The sequence below is a fragment of the Sphingomonas sp. GW821-FHT03E12 genome (assembly GCF_059420685.1).
Genome location: NZ_JBWKUF010000006.1, coordinates 24,627 through 43,524, shown reverse-complemented (window position 1 = coordinate 43,524; position 18,898 = coordinate 24,627). Strand labels below are relative to the sequence as shown.

7 protein-coding genes are annotated in these 18,898 nt (G+C 67.7%); 4 read left to right on the top strand and 3 right to left on the bottom strand.

Annotated features, from left to right (window positions below; translation table 11 throughout):
- Positions 1-88: 88 nt before the first annotated feature.
- From AC07TU_RS18275 to AC07TU_RS18265, 3 genes are all read right to left on the bottom strand, one after another.
- Positions 89-12,544: an autotransporter-associated beta strand repeat-containing protein gene (locus AC07TU_RS18275; protein ID WP_495189359.1), complete on the bottom strand. Its 12,456-nt coding sequence runs from the start codon at positions 12,542-12,544 to the stop codon at positions 89-91.
- A 350-nt stretch (positions 12,545-12,894) separates the two neighbouring features.
- Positions 12,895-14,073 carry a winged helix-turn-helix domain-containing protein gene (locus AC07TU_RS18270; protein WP_495189358.1) on the bottom strand — a complete coding sequence of 393 codons (1,179 nt, stop codon included), beginning with the start codon at positions 14,071-14,073 and terminating at the stop codon, positions 12,895-12,897.
- Positions 14,074-14,250: 177 nt separating this feature from the next.
- Positions 14,251-14,538 (bottom strand): hypothetical protein, encoded by a 288-nt coding sequence (locus AC07TU_RS18265; protein WP_495189357.1) that lies wholly within the window; start codon positions 14,536-14,538, stop codon positions 14,251-14,253.
- Positions 14,539-14,807: 269 nt separating this feature from the next.
- Here AC07TU_RS18265 and AC07TU_RS18260 point away from each other — a divergent pair, with 269 nt between their 5' ends.
- Genes AC07TU_RS18260 through AC07TU_RS18245 form a run of 4 tightly spaced genes read left to right on the top strand, consistent with a single transcriptional unit; the run spans position 14,808 to position 18,898 of the window.
- Positions 14,808-15,524: an AcvB/VirJ family lysyl-phosphatidylglycerol hydrolase gene (locus AC07TU_RS18260; protein WP_495189356.1), complete on the top strand. Its 717-nt coding sequence runs from the start codon at positions 14,808-14,810 to the stop codon at positions 15,522-15,524.
- A gap of 1 nt (position 15,525) precedes the next feature.
- Positions 15,526-15,921 carry a DUF2147 domain-containing protein gene (locus AC07TU_RS18255; RefSeq protein WP_495189355.1) on the top strand — a complete coding sequence of 132 codons (396 nt, stop codon included), beginning with the start codon at positions 15,526-15,528 and terminating at the stop codon, positions 15,919-15,921.
- Positions 15,918-18,524 (top strand): bifunctional lysylphosphatidylglycerol flippase/synthetase MprF, encoded by a 2,607-nt coding sequence (gene mprF / locus AC07TU_RS18250; RefSeq protein WP_495189354.1) that lies wholly within the window; start codon positions 15,918-15,920, stop codon positions 18,522-18,524. Before AC07TU_RS18255 ends, mprF begins: the two co-directional genes overlap by 4 nt.
- A complete protein-coding gene (locus AC07TU_RS18245) occupies positions 18,521-18,898 on the top strand; it encodes a PDZ domain-containing protein (protein ID WP_495189353.1) in 378 nt (125 codons plus the stop codon). Before mprF ends, AC07TU_RS18245 begins: the two co-directional genes overlap by 4 nt.

The following is an 18,898-nucleotide window of genomic DNA, read 5'->3' as shown; positions in this document are numbered from 1 at the left end:
CTGCGGCGACGAACCGGACGCGTGGACAAGCCGACGCGCACACTCGAAGATCGCGGCTGCGCCCGGATCCGGATCCCGCGCCGGAAGATCAGAATTTGAGGCTGATCGTGGCGCGGGCGCCATGCTCGCGTGCCGAGGCTCCGCGTACGCCGGTATAACCCAGACGCAGGCTCAGCGAGTCGCTGACATCGGCGGTCAGGTCGAGGTTCGTGACGACCGCGAGGCTGTCCATCTCGGTCGAGCGCACCGCAAAGGCCTGACCCGGCGCCGCTGCCAGTGCCAGGACCGGCTCGGCGGTGCGGTCGCCCATGGCGTGGCGCAGGCCGACATTGCCGCCCAGGCGCACGCCACGGCCCAAGCCGCCTTCGCCGCGCAGGCCGAACTCGGCAATGCCGAGCACACTCTTCTGCGCACGCGCAGCCAGCGCCGCGCGGCCGCCGGTCTCCCTGAAGGCATCGAACTCTACCCGGGTGACGCTGCCGGCAAGATAGGGCGCGACGAAGCCCTGATCGCCGGCATCGATCCGATAGGCGATCTCGCCAAAGGTCTGGATCATATTGCCCTTGGTCTTGCCGCGCGGGCTGTCGGCGATGCCGGCGACGTTCACCTGGCGCTTCGTGTCGAGGTTGAGCCAAGAATAGCTCGCGCCCGCGTTGATGCGCCAGCCCTTCAGGTCGAGGCCGAAGTAGATTCCGCCGCCGCTGCGATCGATCTCGGCCCGGCTGGCACGGGCGTCCACCGGCACGGTGATGCGGGTATGATGCCCCATCAGACCGGCGCGCCACGAGCCCTCCTCGGTGGCACCGCCCGTGTCCATGCCCATCACGAAACCGGTGCGGTCCACATCATAGCCCGCGGCATTGCCGTCGCCATTGGCGCTGCCCCAGCTGCCGAGCAGCTGGCCCCAGCCGCCCGGGCCCGAAAGCCCGGCATCGGCGGCGGCACCCAGCCGGCCGAGCACGGCTTCACGCACCGGCCGCTCGTCTTCCAGCACCGCACGGGTGGCGGAGGCATAGACTTCGCCCGAAAGCTGATCGACCGCCGCCGGGATCGCGGCGGGCGCCAGATTGTAGAGCCCCTCGATCGGTGTGGGATCATATCCCGCGAGAACCGCCGCATCGATCCGGCTGATCGTGCTGGCCTGATTGTAGCTGAGCGGCAGGCTGCCCACCACGTCCGCCAGCCGGTTGGGCGCCAGCACCAGCTGCACTTCGCTGGCGGTGTAGACGATCTTGGGCCGGAAGATGGTGCCGAAGCTGTTGAGGCCGGTGACGTTGAAGGTGCCGGTCACCCCGGCATCGGCACGGAGCAGCACATAGACACTGTTGAAGGCGTAGGTGCCGCCCAGGTTGAGCAGCGTCAGCGTGCCGCCCAGCTGTGCCGTGCCGGTGGCGGTGATCCGGTCGCTGCCGCTCGGCTGCACCTCGGCCGCGAATAGCGAGCCGGACTGGAACAGGACGTTGCCGGCTACATTGAGCGTACCGACGCTGTTGCCCGGCGCCACGGTGGCGCCGCTCTGTGCGACGATGCCGCCGACCGTGCCGGTTCCGCCCAGCGTCGCGCCATTGCCGATCGTTACGATCGACCGCGAGAGCAGCCCGTTGACCGCCAGCGTGCCGGTCAGGACGCGGGTGGCGCCGGTGAAGCCGGAGCTGTCGCCCGCCAGCGACAGCATGCCGATCCCGCTCTTCTCGAACAGGCCTGCGCCGCTCAGGCGGCCGGCATAGCTGCCATTGACAGCCTGCGCGAATTCGAGCGTCGCGTCGATCCGGATATCGCCCCTGAGCGAGGCCGAATCGCCGCGCAACCGCCCGGCCGATACCAGTGTCCCGCCGGTATAGCTGTTGGCGCCGGTGAGCGTCGTCGTGCCGGTGCCCGCCTGGACGAAACCGCCGGTGCCGGAGATGGCGTTCGCCAGCGTCACCTGGTCGCTGCGGTTCAGCACGAGCAGGCCATTGTTGACGATCGCGCCCGCGATCGAACCGCTGGTGCCGCCATTGCCGATCTGCAGCGTGCCGGCCGAAATGGTGGTGCCGCCGGTCTGGCTCGCCGTTCCAGTGAGCACCAGGGCGCCTGTGCCGGTCTTGACCAGGCTGCCGGCGCCGGAGATCGTGCCGGCGAAGGACGAATTGCCGTTGCCCGCACCGACTGTGAGGGCGCCGCTGCCGAGCGTGATCGTGCCCGACCCGGTCAGCGTGCCGACCGACGCGGCAAAGCCTGCGAGATTGAAGCTGCCGGTTGCCGCCTGTTGCAGCGCTGCGGCCGTCGTCGCGCCGTTCAGCGTGATGCTGCCATTGTTGACGATACCGGTGCCGACCGTGCCAGCAAGCGTGGCGCTGCCATTGTTGAGCAGCCCCCCGCTGATCGTGCCGGAGCTGACCAGCGCGCCGTCGTTCCGCACCATGCCGGTCACGGTACCGGCATTGGTGAAGCTCGCCTGATTGAGCACATTGCCGGCCAGGCTGCCGCTCGTGCCCAGCGTCAGTGTGCCGGCGCTTACGGTGGTGAGACCGGTATAGCTGTTGGCGCCTGTCAGCGTGAACGTGCCGGTGCCGGTCTTGATCAGCGCGCCGCTGCCCGAGATCACCCCTCCGAAGCTGGTCGAGCCGTTGTTGCCGCCCAGCGTCAGTGTCGCGCCGCCATTGCTGATCGCGCCCGTGCCGGCCAGACTGCCGAAGCTGGTGTCGAAGCCGCTCAGCGCGATGCTGCCGCCCGCAGCCTGAGTCACCGCATCGATACCGGCGGTGGTGCCGGCGAGGGTGATCGTACCGCTGTTCGAGACTGTACCGGTCAGCGTACCCGAAAGCGTCGCCGTGCCGCTATTGGCCAGCCCGCCGGAGAGCGTACCGGTGCTGTTGAGCGTGGCGTTGTTGGTCACGAGTCCGGCGACCGTGCCGGCATTGTTGAAGGTCGCGTTGTTCAGCACCGCACCGGCGATCGTACCGCTGCCGCTCAGCTGGAGCGTGCCCGCACTCACCGTGGTGGTGCCGGTATAGTTGTTGGCGCCGGTCAGGGTGAAAATGCCCGTGCCCGTCTTGGTCAGCCCGCCGCTGCCCGAGATGACGCCGCTGAAGCCAGTGCTGCTGTTGTCGCCGCCCAGCGTCAGCGTGGCGCTGCCCAGGTTCACTGCGCCGGCGCCGGCCAGGCTGCCGAAGCTGGTGTTGAAGCCATTCAGCGCGATGCTGCCGCTCGCACCCTGCGTCACCACGCCGATGCCGGTGGTGGTGCCGGTCAGCGCGATCGCGCCGCTGTTTGCGATCGCGCCTGTCACCGCGCCGGCGAGCGACGCCGTGCCGCTGTTGTTCAGCCCGCCCGCAAGCGTGCCGGTGCTCGCCAGCGTGCCGGTGTTGGTGACCAGCCCGGCGACGATGCCGGCATTGTTGAAGGTCGCATCGTTCTGGACCGCGCCCGCGAGCGAACCGCCCGCGGCCAGTGCCAGCGTGCCGCCGGAAACCGTGGTGACGCCGGCATAGCTGTTCGTGCCGCCAAGGGTCAGCGTGCCGCTGCCGGTCTTGGTCAGCCCGCCGGCACCGGAGATGGTCGCGTCGATCCGGCTGTCCGCACCGCTGCTGACGTCGATTACCGAGAAGCCGCCGGTGGTCGCCAGCCCATCCGCCGCCGTCGCGCCTGCGATGACATAGCCGCCGGTCTGGAAGCGCAGTTCCTGGAAGGCCTGGACGCCCGCCACGGTCACATTGCCTCCGGCCGCACCGGCGAACACCGCAACCTGACCGCGCCAGCTGTCGTTGACCGCATAGCCGGTCGGCGCGGTCCAGTTGGTGGCGGCGCTGCTCCAGGTGCCAGCGCCTCCCCCGGCGCCCACCGCACCCCCGGTCAGGTCGGTGCCATCCCAATACTGGATCGCCTGGGGGCTGCTCGAGAACAGGATGTTGACCTGACCGCCGATGTTGGTGAGCAGGCTGGTCGTGTAGCCGGCTGGCATCGTGCCAAAGAGCAGGCCGTTGTCGGTCAGCGTGCCGCCATAGTTGAACAGCCGGTAATAGCCTTCGCCAAAGCCGGGCAGGGCGGCGACGTTGAGCGTGCCGTCGAGCGTGAGGTTGCCGCCGACATTGACCAGATCGTTGTTCGCGCCGCCCGGCGTGCCGGACTCGCCAAGCTCGAAGTTCAGGATGGTCCCGGCGCCGAGGCTCAGGTTCCCGGCGATGTTGAGCGTACCCGGGCTGTTGCCCGGCGAGAGCGTGCCGCTCGTCACGGTGACATCGCCATGGAAGGTACCGCTGCCGCCGAGCGAACCGCCGTTCAGCGTCAGGCTGGCGGTGTTGCCCGTCACGTCGCCAAAGGCTCCGTTCAGCGTCAACTGGCCGCTGTCCACTGTCACGGTCCCGGTGAAGTTCTGCGTGGCGTCGTTCGAAGCGGTCAGGGTGACGCTGGTGCCTGCGGCAGCATTCACGCCGATCTGGCCGTTGCCCGAGATCACGCCGCCATAGCTGTAATTGCCGGTGGTGGCGAAGTTGAGGGATGCGCTCGCATCGGTCAGCGCGACATTGTCCGTGCCCAGCGTGCCGCCCGCTACGTTGACCGTCGTACCGGCGCCGATCTGCGTGTTACGATAGCTGTTGGCGCCATCCAGCGTGAAGCTGGCGGTACCCGCGCCCGACACTGCGAAGCGGACATCGCCGCCGCTGATCGGTCCGGTCAGCGTGGTGCTGGATCCGTTCACGCCCGCCAGCGTCGCTGCGCTGGAGCTGACATGGACGCCGTTCGCCAGTGTCACAGCGCCTGCCTGCACGTTGCGTAGTCCGGTGCCGTCGGCCAGTTCGATATCGCCGGTGCCCAGCGCCTGGCCATTGTCGAAGCCGATCACGCCGCCAAGAACCTGGGTGCCGCCGTTGTAGCCGTTGGCGCCGGTGAGGGTCAGCAGGCCGGTGCCGTTCTTGGTCAGGCTGCCGCTGCCGTTGATCGTGTTGCCGAAGCTCCGGTCGGTCGACCCGTCGAAGGCGAGCGTCCCGTTGTTCGCAACCAGCCCGCTGCCGATTGTGCCGCCCTCGCCAAGGCTCAGCGTACCCTGGTTGATGAAGGTCGTGCCGCCATAGCTGTTGACGCCGGTCAGCGTCATCGTGCCGTCGCCGGTCTTGGTGATGCCGCCGGTGCCGGTGATCGTGCCGGCGAAGCTCGTATTCGTGTCGTCGCTGCCGATGGTGAGCCGGCCGCTGCGCAGATCGACGGTGCCGTCACCGCTCAGCGATCCGAAGCTGGCGTTCCTGAGCGCAAGATCGAACAGCGCGCCGCTCGACTGCTCGAACCGCCCGTTGCCGGTCACGTCGCCGGTCAGCGAAATGGTGCCCGACTGGTTCTTGACCAGCCCGTTCACGACGTTGGCCAGCGAGGCATTGCCGTTGTTGGTCAGCCCGCCGTTCAGCGTACCCGCCGAGACCAGCGCCGCGTTGTTGACCACTTCCCCGGCGATCGTGCCGGTGCTGGCCAGTTGCAGCGTGCCGCCGTCAATGGTCGTCGCGCCGGTATGGCTGTTGGTACCGGTCAGCGTGAACAGGCCGGCACCGGTCTTGGTCAGTCCGCCATTGCCCGTCATCGCACCGTCGAAACTGGTGCTGGCGCCGCTCGCGCCGACCGTCAGCGTGTAGATGTCGAGATTGACGCCGCCCGTGCCGCTCAGCGAACCCAGCGCGAGATCGGCGACCAGGTTGAGCTGGCCGCCCGCCGCCTGGCTGAAGCTGGTGATGCCGGTGACGCCGCTGGCGTTGAAGGTGCCGCTGTTCTGGACCGCGCCATTGGCCTGCCCGGCAAGTGTGGCGGTGGCGCCGCTCAAATTGACCAGCGCCAGCGCGCCGTTGAAGATGCCGGAGCCGGTCAGCGTCCCGCTGTTGGTGGTGATGCCGGTGACGGTGCCGCTATTGATGAAGGTGGCGCCGTTGGCGACCGTCACATCGCTGGTCAGCGCGCCGCTGAGGTCGAGGTTGAGGGTGCCCGCATTGACTGCGGTGGCACCGGTATAGTTGTTCAGCCCGCTCAGCAGCTGCTCGCCCGCGCCGGTCTTGATCAGGCCGCCGCTGCCCGAGATCGTGCCGCCGAAGGAGGAGAAGGGGCGGCTGCTGTCCACCGTCAGCGTAGCCACGCCGAGCTGGATCGCGCCGCTGCCGTTGAGCGCCCCGACCGTCGTGTCGAAACCGGCGAGGTCGAGCAGCGTATTGTCCACGCCCTGGTAATTGGTGATGCCGGTCACCGTGCCGGTGAGCGTCACGCTCGCGCCGACCTGGAAGCTGCCGATCTCGCCATTGACCTGGTTCTCGATCAGCGCCGCGGCGAAGTTGCTGAGCGAGCCGTTGATGATGCCGGTGCTGGTGAAGCTGGTGAAGGTCTGGACGGTCCCGTTGATCACGCCGGTGCCGTGGTTGACCGAACTGCCGCCGAGCGACTGCAGCCCCTGCATCGTCCCGTAGTTGTCGAACGTGCCGAAATTCTGGGTCTGACCGGTAATCGTGCCGGTCGCGGCGTTGGTCACCGTGCCGAAGGTCTGCAGGATGACATGGGCATTGATCGTGCCGCTGTTCTGGATCGTCGAGAAATTCTGGAGCAGGTCGCCGCTGAGGCTGCCGGTGCCGGCGATCTGGAGCGTGCCGGAATTGACCTGGCCGAAGGACTTCAGATCGCCCCCGCCGTTGCCGAGTGCGATGCTGCCGCTCAGCGTCAGCGTGCCGTTGCCGTTCTTGGTGAAGACGGACTCGCCGCCATCGGGACCGGTGATCGTGCCGCTGAAGATGGTCGAGGCACTGTTGTAGCCGGTGTCGAGCCGGCCGCCGTTCAAGGTGACGCTACCCGCGCCCTCCAGCGACCCGACCTGAACCTGGAAGCCGGCGAGATCGAAGGTGGCGCCCGCCTGGATGTTGAGCGCCGACTGGTTCGAGATCGCGTTGTTGATCCCCAGTCGCAGCGTGCCCGCGGCGATGTCGGTCGCGCCGCCATAGGTGTTGACCGCTGAGAGGATCAACGTGCCGGCACCGGTCTTGTCGAGGCCCGCGCCGCCCTGGATGATCACGCCGATGTCGGCGGTGACGCCGCTCGACACGTCGATGATCGAGAAGCCGCCCGTGGTGTTCAGCCGCGCATTGCCGTCGGCCGGGCGCAGCACATAGCCGTTGGTCTCGAAGCGCAGTTCCTCGAACGCCTGGGTGCCGTCGACGGAGACGGTGCCGCCTGCTGCGCCGGCGAACACGCCGACCTGGCTCTGCCAGGCATCGTTGATCGCGAATCCGGCCGGGCCGGTCCAGTTGGTGTTGGTGCCGTTCCAGGTGCCTGCGCCCCCGGCGGCGCCGGCGGTCGTGCCCATGTCGGCGCCGTCCCAGTACTGGATGGCCTGGGAGCCGCCGAGGCGCAGGTTCACCTGACCGGTGATGTTGGTGAGAAGCTGTGCGCCGAGCCCGCCGGCGATCGAACCGATGGCAAGACCATTGTCGGTCAGCGACCCACCATAGTTGATCAGGCGATAATAGCCCGGACCATAGCCCGCGCCCCAGGCGATGGTGTTGAGCGTGCCGTCGAGTACCAGATTGCCGCCGACGGTGACGAGGTCGTTGAGCGGGCCGCCCACCACGCCCGGCGCGCCCAGCTCGAAATTCAGAATGGTGCCGGCGCCGAGGCTCAGGTTCCCGGCGACGACGAGCGTGCCCGGGCTGTTGCCGGGGTTGAGCTCTGCGCTGCCGAGATTCAGGCTGCCGTGGAAAATGCCGCTGCCGCCCAGCGAACCGCCGTTCAGCGTCATGCTGGCGGTGTTGCCCACCACGTCGCCGAAGCTACCGTTCAACACCAGCTTTCCGCTGATAACGTCCACCGATCCGGTGAAATTGTCGGTCGCGGTGTTCGATCCGTTCAGGGTCACCGAAGTGCCGGGGCCGGATTCGATGCTGACGATGCCCGCGCCGATGATCCTGCCGGCAAAGCTGTAATCGGTGGCGTTCTGGAAGACGAGCGCGGCAGGCGTCGTCGGGTCCGATGCCGCGGCGTCGAAGGTGACGTCGCCCGTGCCGAGCGTGCCGTCATAGACGATCAGCGCGACATTGGGGCCGATCCGGGTGGCGCCATAGCTGTTCGCGCCATTGAGCCGGAAGATGCTCCCCGCGAACGGCGCGGAGAGACTGGTGGTGAAATTCACGTCGCCGCCGCTGATCGCGCCGTTCAGGTCGGTATTGTTGCCGCCGCCGTCGAAGGTCGCCGCGCCGCCGATCGCGACCTGGATGTCGTTGTCGATGTCGAGGCGGAAGCAGCCGCAGGCGGCGTTGAGCAGGGTGGTGTCATTGGCCAGCTTGATCAGCCCGGTGCCGGCCGCAAAGTCGCTGCCCAGGCCAAGCGTGCCCGCGGTGACGTGGATCCCGCCCGCGCCCCGGCCTTCCTCGTTGACGTCACCGAGCAGCAGCGTGCCCGTGCCGGTCTTGGTGAGTTCGCCCTGGAGGTCGAGCGCACCGATCATCTCGAAGGTGTAGCTGCCGGTATCGATCGTGCCGCCGCCCGACAGGATTGCGACGTCGCCGGCATAGCTGTCTTCGAACGCGCTCAGCGTGGCGCCATTGTCGATCTCGACCAGTTGGCTGGCGCCGAGGCCGAATTGGCCGACCGCCAGCGTTCCGACCTGGACCGAGAAGGTCCCGACATAGGGGCCGGAGGCGCCGTTGAGATTGTCGCCGCTCAGCGTCAGCGTGCCCGCGCCCAGCTTGGTAACCCTGCCGTCGCCCGCGATGCTGCCGGCGAAGCTGATATTGTCCGAACGGTTGAAGATCACCGTGCCGCCGGCCATGAAGACCGGGCCGCTGCCCAGCGAACCGGTAGTGCCGCCGTCGCCCACCTGAATCGTGCCGGCCGGATCGAGGAGTACGGTGCCGCCGGTATAGCTGTTGTCGGCGGTGAGGATCAGCGTGCCGGTGCCGAACTGGCCGAGGAAGCCGTCGCCGGTCACCGCGCTGGACAGCGTCACCACGTCCGAACGGTTGAAGGCGAGCATGGCGAGGGCGTCGAGGGTGATCGCGCCCGTGCCGAGGCTGCCGGTGGTGCCGCCATCGCCGACCATCAGCGTCGCGCCGGTGCCGACCCGCGTATCGCCATAGCTGTTGGTGCCGGTGAGGTAGGTGGTCCCGCCGCCATAGGTGTCGGCGAAGACCAGATTGCCGCCGGTGATGTTGCCAGCGAGCACGGTTTCATAGCCGTCGCTGTCGATCGTCGCGGTGCCGCCAAGCGCGATCTCGATCGCGTTGGTGAGTGTCAGCGCAGCGCAGCCGCACGAGACGTTGAGCAGGGTCGTGTTGTCCGCCAGCTTGATCGTACCGGTGCCCGCGGCGCTGTCGTTGCCCAGCCCCAGCGTGCCGGCGGAAACCGTCGTGGTGCCCGTATAGCTGTTGTCGGTCGAGGTCAGGATCAGCGTGCCCGTGCCGGTCTTTTCGAAGCCGCGGCTCTGCAGCTGCTCGTGGATCGTGCCGCTCTGGGTGGCGACATCGGTGCCCAGTACTTCGAGTTGGGTCGTATCCGACCCGAGCGCGATCGCGGTGCTGTTGTCGACACCATCGGCATAGCTGATCACGGATCCGACCGTGAAGATCGTGTTGTCCGCGCCGCCTGCCGCGCCGCTCTCGCCGATCACCATCCGGCCGGCGAGCATGATCCCGCCGGTCAGTCCGTTGTTGCCGAGCAGTGTCAGGGTGCCGGTGGGATCGATCATCAGCGTGACATCGGAGCCGATCGAATTGCCCGTGCTGCCGAACGTCACCGTCTCGCCTGCGCCGACGTTCAGGCTGCCGGTGCCGGAAGCGGCGATCGTGCCGTTGCCACCGCCCAGATGGGCGAGGCGGAAGGCGAGATCGCCCACGTCCAGCGTGCCGCCGTCGAGCACGATATTGCCCGTTCCGAACGCCGTGGCGCTGCCCAGCTTCAGCGTGCCGGCGCTGATCGTCGTGCCGCCGTCATAGCTGTTGTTGCCGGAAAGGGTCAGCATGCCGGCGCCCAGCTTGGTCAGGCTGCCGTTGCCGGAAATGGCGTTCGCGACCGCGATGTCATCCGATCGGTTGAAGACCAATGCGCCGTCATTGGTGACCGCGCCGCTCCCAAGCGAGCCGGTGGTGCCGCCATTGCCGACCCGCAATGTGCCGGCACTGATCGTGGTGCCGCCGCCATAGCTGTTGCTGCCGGTCAGCGTCAGCATGCCGGCGCCCTGTTGGGTCAGGCGACCGGTGCTGCCGCTGATATTGTTGGCGACGGTGATGTCATCGCCCCGGTTGAAGATCAGGGTGCCACCATTGGTGACATCGCCGGTGCCGAGCGTGCCGGTGGTGCCGCCATCGCCCACCTGGATGGTGCCGCCGACGTTGATGGTGGTGATCCCGGTATAGTCATTGTCGCCGGTCAGGATCACCACCCCGCCGGTCCGCTTCCTCACGTCTCCGGTGCCGCTGATCACGTTCGACACGGTCACCGTGTCCGTCCGCCCGAAGGTCAGCAGGCCATAGTTGGTGACATTGCCGGTTCCGAGCGTTCCCCTCGTCTGGTAGCCGGCCAGCAGCTCCGAATTGCTGTTGATCGTAGTGGTGCCGTAGCCGCTGGTGCCGGTCAGCGCGACGAGGCCGGTGAAGATGAGGTCGCCGCCGCCGGTGATCGCACCGTTCAACGCAGTGCCGCCAACGGTGTTGCCGTTGATCGTCGCGCTCTCGCCGGTGTCGATCTGGATCGCATTGTCGAAGAAGACAGTGGAGCCCGTCGTGGTGTTGCGGAGGGTGGTGCCGTCGCGGAGCCAGATCGTTCCGGTGCCGGCGGCCGTGACGTGGCCGAGCCCCAGCGTTCCCGCCTCGACGATCGTCCCGCCCGTGTAGCTGTTGGCACCGTTCAGCGTCAGCTGGCCAGCGCCGAGCTTGCGCAGCTGGCCATCGCCGGTGATTTGGCTGGCGGCGATGATCGTGTCCGAGCGATTGAAGACCAGCTCGGTGCCGGCGGCGAGGCTGGTCTGCCCGCTGCCCAGCGTGCCGCTGGTGCCGCCATTGCCGATCTGCAGCTTGCCGGCGGTGAGCGTGGTCGTGCCGGTATAGCTGCTGGTGCCGGTGAGGATCAGCCTGCCCGTGCCGATCTTCTCGAAGCCGCGGCCGGGTTGGTCTTCGGAGATCGCGCCGCTCTGCGTCGCGACATTGGCGGCCAGCACCTCGAGCTGCGTGGTGTTCGATGCGATCTGGATCGCCGCGCCATTGTCGACACCATTGGCATAGCTGATCACCGATCCGGTGGTGGTGATGGTGTTGTTGGTACCTGCGCCGCCGCTCGCGCCGATCCGAAGCGTGCCGGACACGGTGATGCCGCCGGTAAGGTCATTGTTGCCGAGCAGCGTCAGCGTGGCGCCGGCACCGACCACGATGCCGGCGCTGCTGGTGATCGTACCCGTATCGCTCCCGAAAATGCTCGACCCGCTGGTCTGGGTCAGCTTGCCGCCGGCGCTGCTGGTGATGCTGCCGGTGCCTGAGATACGGTTCAGCGCCAGATCATAGGCAAACAGGTTCAGCGTGCCGCCATTGAGGGTGATGTTGCCGGTGCCGAGCGCGTTCGCGCTGCCCTGGATGAGCGTGCCGCCGCGGATCTCGGTGCCGCCCGAATAGCTGTTGGCGCCGGTCAGCGTCAGCGTGCCGATGCTGCTCTTGATCAGCTTGCCGGTGCCGAGAATCTCGTTGGACAGGCTCTGGTTGTTGCCCTGGACGAACTCCAGGCTGCCCCCGGCCATCTCGATGCCGCCGACCAGACCCCAGCCGCTGGCGAGCGCGATCTGGTTGGTGCCGCCCAGCCGCATCGCCAGCGCGCGCGTGACGCCATTGCCGGATACGCCGCCGCGGATCGTGGCGTGGAGGACGATGTTGACGTCGCTGGCGACCAGGCCGATGCCGCCGGCGCCGTTGTCGCCATGGCTGAAGCCGGGGCCGACGAAAGTACCAGCCAGGCCGCCACTCCCCCCGGTGACCGCTCCGTTGATCGAGACCGTGGTGCCGGTGCCGGTGAGCAGCAGGCCGATGCCGCCATCGCCGCCGCTGCCGCCGTAGAAATAGCCGCTGCCGCCATTGCCCCCATTGCCGGCGGTGATGGCGTAGTTGAAGAAGATCGTCCCGGTGCCGGTCGTCACTGCGCCATAGCCGCCGCCGCCGCCGCCGCCGCCATCGCCGTCAGAGGAGCTGCCGCCATTGCCGCCATTACCGCCGGTCACCGCAACGCCCGGCGCGCCGGAGAGAACGGCGCCATGGGCGCCGCCGCCGCCGCCGCTTGCCCGGCTGCCAACGCCACCGCCCGCGCCGTTGTCGCCCGAAGCGCCCGCCGTCGCGCCACCGGCGCCGCCCAGGGTTCCGTTCCATGCGGCGCCACCGGCCCCGCCGGTCGCGCCTGCGCCGCCGCCGCCCGCACCCTCATAGTTTTCGCCGGCCGTGCCGCCCGTGCCGCCCGCGCCGGTGCCGTTGCTGGTGCCGCCTGCCGGGGATCCCGGAGCATTGCCCTGTCCGCCCCGGCCGCCATAGGTCGTTTGCGCGGCTGCCGGTAGGGCGAGCAGGATAGTCGCAGCCAAGCCGCCGGCCAGCGCGGTTCGGGTCCGATAAGGGCCGCTCCGCTTCGCTTTGCGCCGGCCAGCGCCCAGGATTGCGAGCGAATCGGTATTTCGGACCATGTGACTTCCCCCCTTCTGGGGACCGACAACACACACCGAAACCAAGTCAATATGCCATATGGGGGGTGCGGTGCCGTCTCAAATGGCTGAAATTCGCAATCCTTGCCGGATGTCACTGAATAGATTGGAATATGTTTCGGAGCCGAAACCAGGATCCGCGTACCGGTTCGCAAAATAATTCCGGGTGGCCAGGGCCGCCGCATGCACTCGGCGGCGGATTGGGGCGTGAAAGCCGCCGCTCATTTTCAGGCTCATGAAGATTGAACAATCTCGCGGATCCGAACGCCACCCAGCCCAAGCCATGCAGCGAGTTGATCGAGTTCGGTATTCAGCCGCTCAATTGTCTCGGGGGGTGCGGCAGGCTCAAGGGTCACGCGATGCGCGAGGAGTATCCCTGCCTGGCGGTCAGCCTTGAGATCAACGCGCGCGACGAGCGCGTCGTTCATGAGAAAGGGCAGGACATAATAGCCATGGGTGCGCTTGTCCGGCGGCACATAGATTTCGATGCGGTAGCGAAATCCGAACAGGCGTTCGGTGCGACTGCGCTCCCAGATCAAGGGATCGAATGGGGCAAGCAACGACGCAGAACGCACGCGGCGCGGTAGCCGGGCTTCGCGATGCATCCACGCCTTCTGGCTCCAGCCCTGAACGCGGACCGGGACGAGCGTGCCCGCCTCCGCTTCGGCCGCGATGGCGTGATCTGCCTCTTCGGGCTTCAGCCGGTAATAATCGCGCAGGTCCGCAGCGGTAGCGACGCCGAGCGCACGCGCACTGCGTTCGATCAATATGCGTTGCGCGCTTGCCGCATCGGGGGTCGGCAGATCGAGAGTTGCCCTTGGCAGCACACGCTCGGGCAGGTCATAGACCCGCGCGAAGCTTCCGCGCCGTGTGGCGGTGGTGATCTTGCCCGCCCAGAACAGCCATTCCAGTGCGTGCTTGGTGTGGCTCCATTCCCACCATCCGCTTTTGCTCGATCCGTCTTCGAAGTCCGCGGCGGTCATAGGACCCTCCGCGGTGATGCGATCGAGCACTGCCTGCGCCTCGGCTCGTCGCTCGGTCGCGAAGCGCCTCAGGCCCTGGTAACCGATCTCGCCGCGTTCCGCCCGGGCCATCCGCCAGCGCAGTGCGGGGTGCAGGTCGAGCGGAAGCAGGGAGGCTTCATGCGCCCAATATTCAAACATGCGCCGCTGGCGCTTCGGGCCCCAGGCGTCTCGCTCGATTATTGTTTGATCGTAGTGCCCAAGCCGCGAGAAGGCGGGCAGATAGTGCGCCCTGGCCAGCACGTTTACGCTGTCGATCTGAAAGAGCCCCAGGCGATCGAGCGTCCCTCGCAACCGGTTCGCGATCGCTCGCTCGGGACGGGGCGTACCGAATCCCTGCGCCGCAAGTGCGATCCGCCGCGCTTCCTTGAGTGAAAGATCTGTTGTCACGCGCCACTGCTTGACCGTTCGGTGCGAGGCGCGTCAACCCGCGATCCTGAGGCATGCGCCGGCAGGCGACGCCCTCCATGCAAGCCAGTCGAATTGGACCGGACGAACACAGGAACCGGCCAGTTCCGGGGAGGATCGGAACTGGCCGGGCGAGTGCTGGAATGAACGTCGGTGGGTTCAGCTCTTGCAGGCCTGCTTGGTCTTGTTGCCGGCCAGGCTGCAATTGTAGGTGACCTGCTTGCCGTTGCGCAGCGTCGCCTTGGCGAGGTGCGTGTTCCGCCGCACCGGCGTCGCGGTCTTCGCCTTTGCCGGCGTCGCTGCGGTCGGCTTTGCCGCCATGCGGGCAGCCGGCTTGGCTGCGACGGACGCGGTCGCGGGATGCTGCTGCGTGGCTGCGATGGCGGGCGCGCCGATCATCATCGTGGATGCGAGGCCGAACGCGATAAGAGTGCGAATGCGTGCCATGTTCCTTACTCCATTGATCCGCCCGGCGGGCGGATGATGCGGACCGAGGTCCAGGGCGGGGGCTGAAAGGGGACGCAATCCCCGCCGTGGATGCCCCTTGTTACGTGGCGCGATCCGACCGGGGCATGGCCGCGACATGACAATATGGTAATGCGGGGGCCAGCTTCCGGACGGACGGAAAGGGCCAGGATCGACGGGTCGCAACGGGACAGCGCCGCCAGGGCGTGTCCGTCCCCGTTGCGGCGACAGGTACCCGCCAAGGGGGTCGCATGAAGAAGCTGCTGTCCGCCCTGTTCCTTGCAGCCGCCCTCGCCGCGGCCTTCTACCTCTATGCCGGTTATTATAACGGGGCCCTGTACCGGGATCTGTCCGCCGCACACCCGAACCTCGCCAGGCCAGCCATCGTCGTCCTGTCCGGTGACATGGGCAACCGGGTCGGCATGGCGCCCAAGGTCGCCGCCCGGCTCAACGCGCGCGGTTATGCCGTGGTCACGGTCAATTCGCTGACCTATTTCTCGCCGCGGCGCACCCCCGGGGAAGCGGCGGCGCTGATCGACGATGCAATGACGCGGGCGATGCGCCTGGGCCGGACGGACCGCGTCGTGCTGATCGGCCAGTCCTTCGGGGCCGACATGCTCCATGCCGGACTCGCCGAGCTGCCGACCGCACGCCGCCAGCCGGTCAAATCGGTGGTGCTGGTCGTTCCCGGCGAGGATATCATCTTCCGCGCCTCTCCGATCGAGCTCGCCGGGCTCGAGATCCCCGACCAGCACGCGCTGCAGACCGCCTCAAGACTGACCTGGGTGCCGGTGACCTGCATCCGCGGCGCGAACGAGGACAACAGCCTGTGCCCCGAACTCACCATGCCCAATGTCTGGCGGATCGTCCTGCCGGGCGGCCACAAGCTCAAATCCGACGACGGTGCGCTGGAAGCGGCGATCCTGCCCGCGATCGAACGCGCCGCCGTCACAGCCGGGAGCAAATGAGATGCGTCTTCTCGCCGCGATAGCGCTGCTGGGGCTGTCCGCCGCCGCACAGGCCGAAGCGCCGCCCACGCCGATCGGCCTCTGGCAGAATCCCAGAGGGACGATCCTGGTCCGGACCCGTGCCTGCGGCCAGCTGCTCTGCGGCAACATCGTCTGGGCGGCACGGGCGGCAATTGCCGACGCACGCGAGGCGGGCGTGACCTCGCTGATCGGTACCGAGTTGCTCGTCGATTATCGTCCCAAGAGCGCCGGGCACTGGACGGGACAGGTCTATGTCCCCGATCAGGGCCGCCGCTTCTATTCGACGATCGATCAGACCAGCGCGAACAGCCTGCGCATTTCGGGATGCATCCTGGGCGGCCTGATCTGCAAGCATCAGGACTGGACGCGCCGATGATCGTAGGCACGGCTCTGTCGCAGTGGATCGCCGCCCGGCGGCGCGGCCTGTCGATCCTGGCGGCGCTGCTGGTGGCGGCGCTCGGCCTGACGGCGCTGTTCAAGCTGCTCCACACGGTTCGCCCGCATGAAATCCGCCACGCCTTCGATGCCCTGTCGGCCGGCCAGATCGGCGCGGCGCTGCTGCTCACCGCGGCAAGCTATCTGTTGCTCACGCTCTATGACCGGTTCGCGCTCCAGGTCATCCGGCGCCCGCTACCCTGGCGGACCTACGCGCTGGCATCCTTCACCAGCTATACGCTCAGCCATAATCTCGGCCTCGCACTGCTGACCGGCGGCTCTGCCCGGTATCGCATCTACCGTTCGGCGGGGCTCGACGCGGGCGAGATCGGCAGCGTCATCGCGCTCGCCAGCTTCAGCTTCTGGAACGGCGTCATTCTGCTGGCAGGGCTCGCGGCGATGACGAGCACGCACGCCCTGCCGGTGTTCGATGTCGCGCTGCCGCTCTCGTGGCTGCATGCCGCGGGGCTGACCGTGGTGGCGTTCTGCCTGGTTCCGCTGCTGCTGCGCCGTTTCGGCTTGCGGACGGTCGATATCGGCGGGTGGCGCACGCCGCTTCCCGGCCTGCAGCATGGTGCGACGATGACCGGGGTCGCGGCGCTCGACCTTGCCGCCGCAAGCGCGGCGCTGTTCGTGCTGCTGCCCACGCACGACCCCGCGCTCTATCCCGCCTTCTTCCTCGGCTATGCGCTCGCGATCATCGCATCGCTGATCAGCCATGTGCCCGGCGGGCTCGGCGTGTTCGAGGCGGTTGTGATCGCCACCGTCCCGGGCGACAAGGCGCAGCTGCTGGCGGCTTTGCTGGCCTATCGCGTCATCTACTATCTGCTGCCGCTGCTGCTCGCCGCGCTGCTTCTCGCCTGGCATGAGAGCAAGGCCTGGCGCGGCCCCGCGCAGGAACTGGCGCAGGCCGGCCAGTTGCTGCTCCGCGAACTCGCCCCGCCATTGCTCGCGGCGCTCGCCTTCGCAGGCGGCCTCATCCTGCTGCTGTCGGGATCGACACCGGCCGAGACGAGCCGGATGCACGTGCTCCGCCACATCGTGCCGCTGCCGTTCGTCGAGGCCTCGCACATCGCCGCCAGCCTGTCCGGCACGCTGCTCCTGTTCCTTGCACCGGGCCTGCTGCGGCGCCTCGACGGAGCGTTCTTCACCACGCGTGCGCTCCTCTTCGCCGGTGCGCTCTTCTCGCTCGCCAAGGGGGCGGACTATGAGGAGGCGGTGATCCTCCTTGCAATCGGCATCGCACTGCAATGGAGCCGCCCCGCTTTCTACCGCAGGACGTCGCTGCTCGACGCGCCGCTTTCCACGGGCTGGACGGTCGCGGCGCTGACGGCGATCCTCACATCGGCCTTTGCCGGATTCTTCGCCTACAAGCACGTTGCCTATACCAGCAGCCTGTGGTGGCAGTTCAGCCTGACTGGCGATGCGCCGCGTTTCCTCCGTGCGCTGTTCGGTACGGCGGTGATGGTCGCGGGGCTGGCGCTGTGGCGGCTGTTCGCGCCGTCGCCGCGAGTCGCGCGGACCGATCCGGTCGCGCACGACCGGCTGGAACCGGCGCTTGCCCTTGCCCGGCACAGCGATGCCTTTCTCGCCCTGACCGGCGACAAGAGCTTCATCCTCGCCGACGAAGGCGACGCGTTCCTGATGTACCGGGTGCAGGGGCCGAACTGGATCGTCATGGGCGATCCGGTCGGCCACGAGGCGCGCTGGGCAGATCTGCTGTGGAAGCTGCGCGAGCGGGCCGACGCGGCGCAAGGCCGCATCCTGCTCTACCAGATCAGCGCGGCCTGCCTGCCGCATGCGATCGACCTTGGCCTCGCGATCGTCAAATATGGCGAGGAGGCCCGGGTCGATCTGGCGGCGTTCACCCGGGCCGGAGCGCAAGCGAAGTCGCTTCGGCACGCCGAGCGCAAGGCGGTGCAGGAAGGGGCCGAATTCGCGGTTCTGACCGCCGTTGAGGCATCGCGCCATATCGGCGAGCTCCGCGCGGTGTCGGACGAGTGGCTGGACAGCAAGAAGCAGCGCGAGAAGGCGTTCAGCCTCGGCCGCTTCGATCCCGCCTATCTCAGCCATTTCCCCTGCGCGGCGGTTCGCATCGGCGGGCGGATCGTCGCATTCGCGAATATCCTGGCGACCCCCAACCGCGAGGAGATGTCGGTGGATCTGATGCGCCATCGCCGTGACATACCCTACGGCACCATGGACTTCCTGTTCCTGCGCCTGATCGAGCATGCTCAGGCGGAGCGATATCGCTGGTTCACGCTGGGGATCGCACCGCTGGCAGGGATCGAAGGAGGCAGGCTGGCCTCCGCCTGGGCGCGCGGTGCCGCCTTCCTGTTTCGCCATGGCGAGCCGCTCTATGGCTTCGAAGGTCTGCGCAACTACAAGGCCAAGTTCGCGACGCATTGGGAGCCGCGCTACATCGCCGGATCGCGCGGGATGGCCTTCGCCAGCAGCATGGCGGCGGTTCATCATCTCGTCTCGCGGCCGGCCGGCGGAAACCGCCGGCGTGCGGGCGTTGCGGCGCCACAGGCGATCGCGTGAAGCCGCCCGCGCGCCTCTTGCCCTCAACGGGCGTGTCGCTTCTCCTTCTCGTGGCGGTCATTCTGCTCGCCGCGCACTGGGGGAGGGGAGCGCGCCTGCCACATTCCGGGCTTATCCCCGGCCTGACCTATGAGGTTGAACGGCCGGCTCATGGCGCATCCAGACTGGTCGTCACGAGCGTCGAGGATGAGGGGCCGGCCGCTTCGGCCGGCATTGCCGTGGGCGATGTAATCGAGCGGATTGATGACCGGCCGGTCACGGCGCTGGCGGACGTGGTTGCGACGTCAAGGCAGGGTGGGATGCGCGACATCCGGATGGTTGTTCGTCACCAGGGAACGGATCGCTATATGCAGTTGCCGGCCACCGGGGGTTAG

What these genes read in the sequence shown, in the direction of transcription:
- AC07TU_RS18265 (WP_495189357.1), bottom strand. Translation starts at nt 14,538, where the DNA reads ATGGCACGCATTCGCACTCTTATCGCGTTCGGCCTCGCATCCACGATG.
- AC07TU_RS18260 (WP_495189356.1), top strand. Translation starts at nt 14,808, where the DNA reads ATGAAGAAGCTGCTGTCCGCCCTGTTCCTTGCAGCCGCCCTCGCCGCG.
- AC07TU_RS18255 (WP_495189355.1), top strand. Translation starts at nt 15,526, where the DNA reads ATGCGTCTTCTCGCCGCGATAGCGCTGCTGGGGCTGTCCGCCGCCGCA.
- mprF (WP_495189354.1), top strand. Translation starts at nt 15,918, where the DNA reads ATGATCGTAGGCACGGCTCTGTCGCAGTGGATCGCCGCCCGGCGGCGC.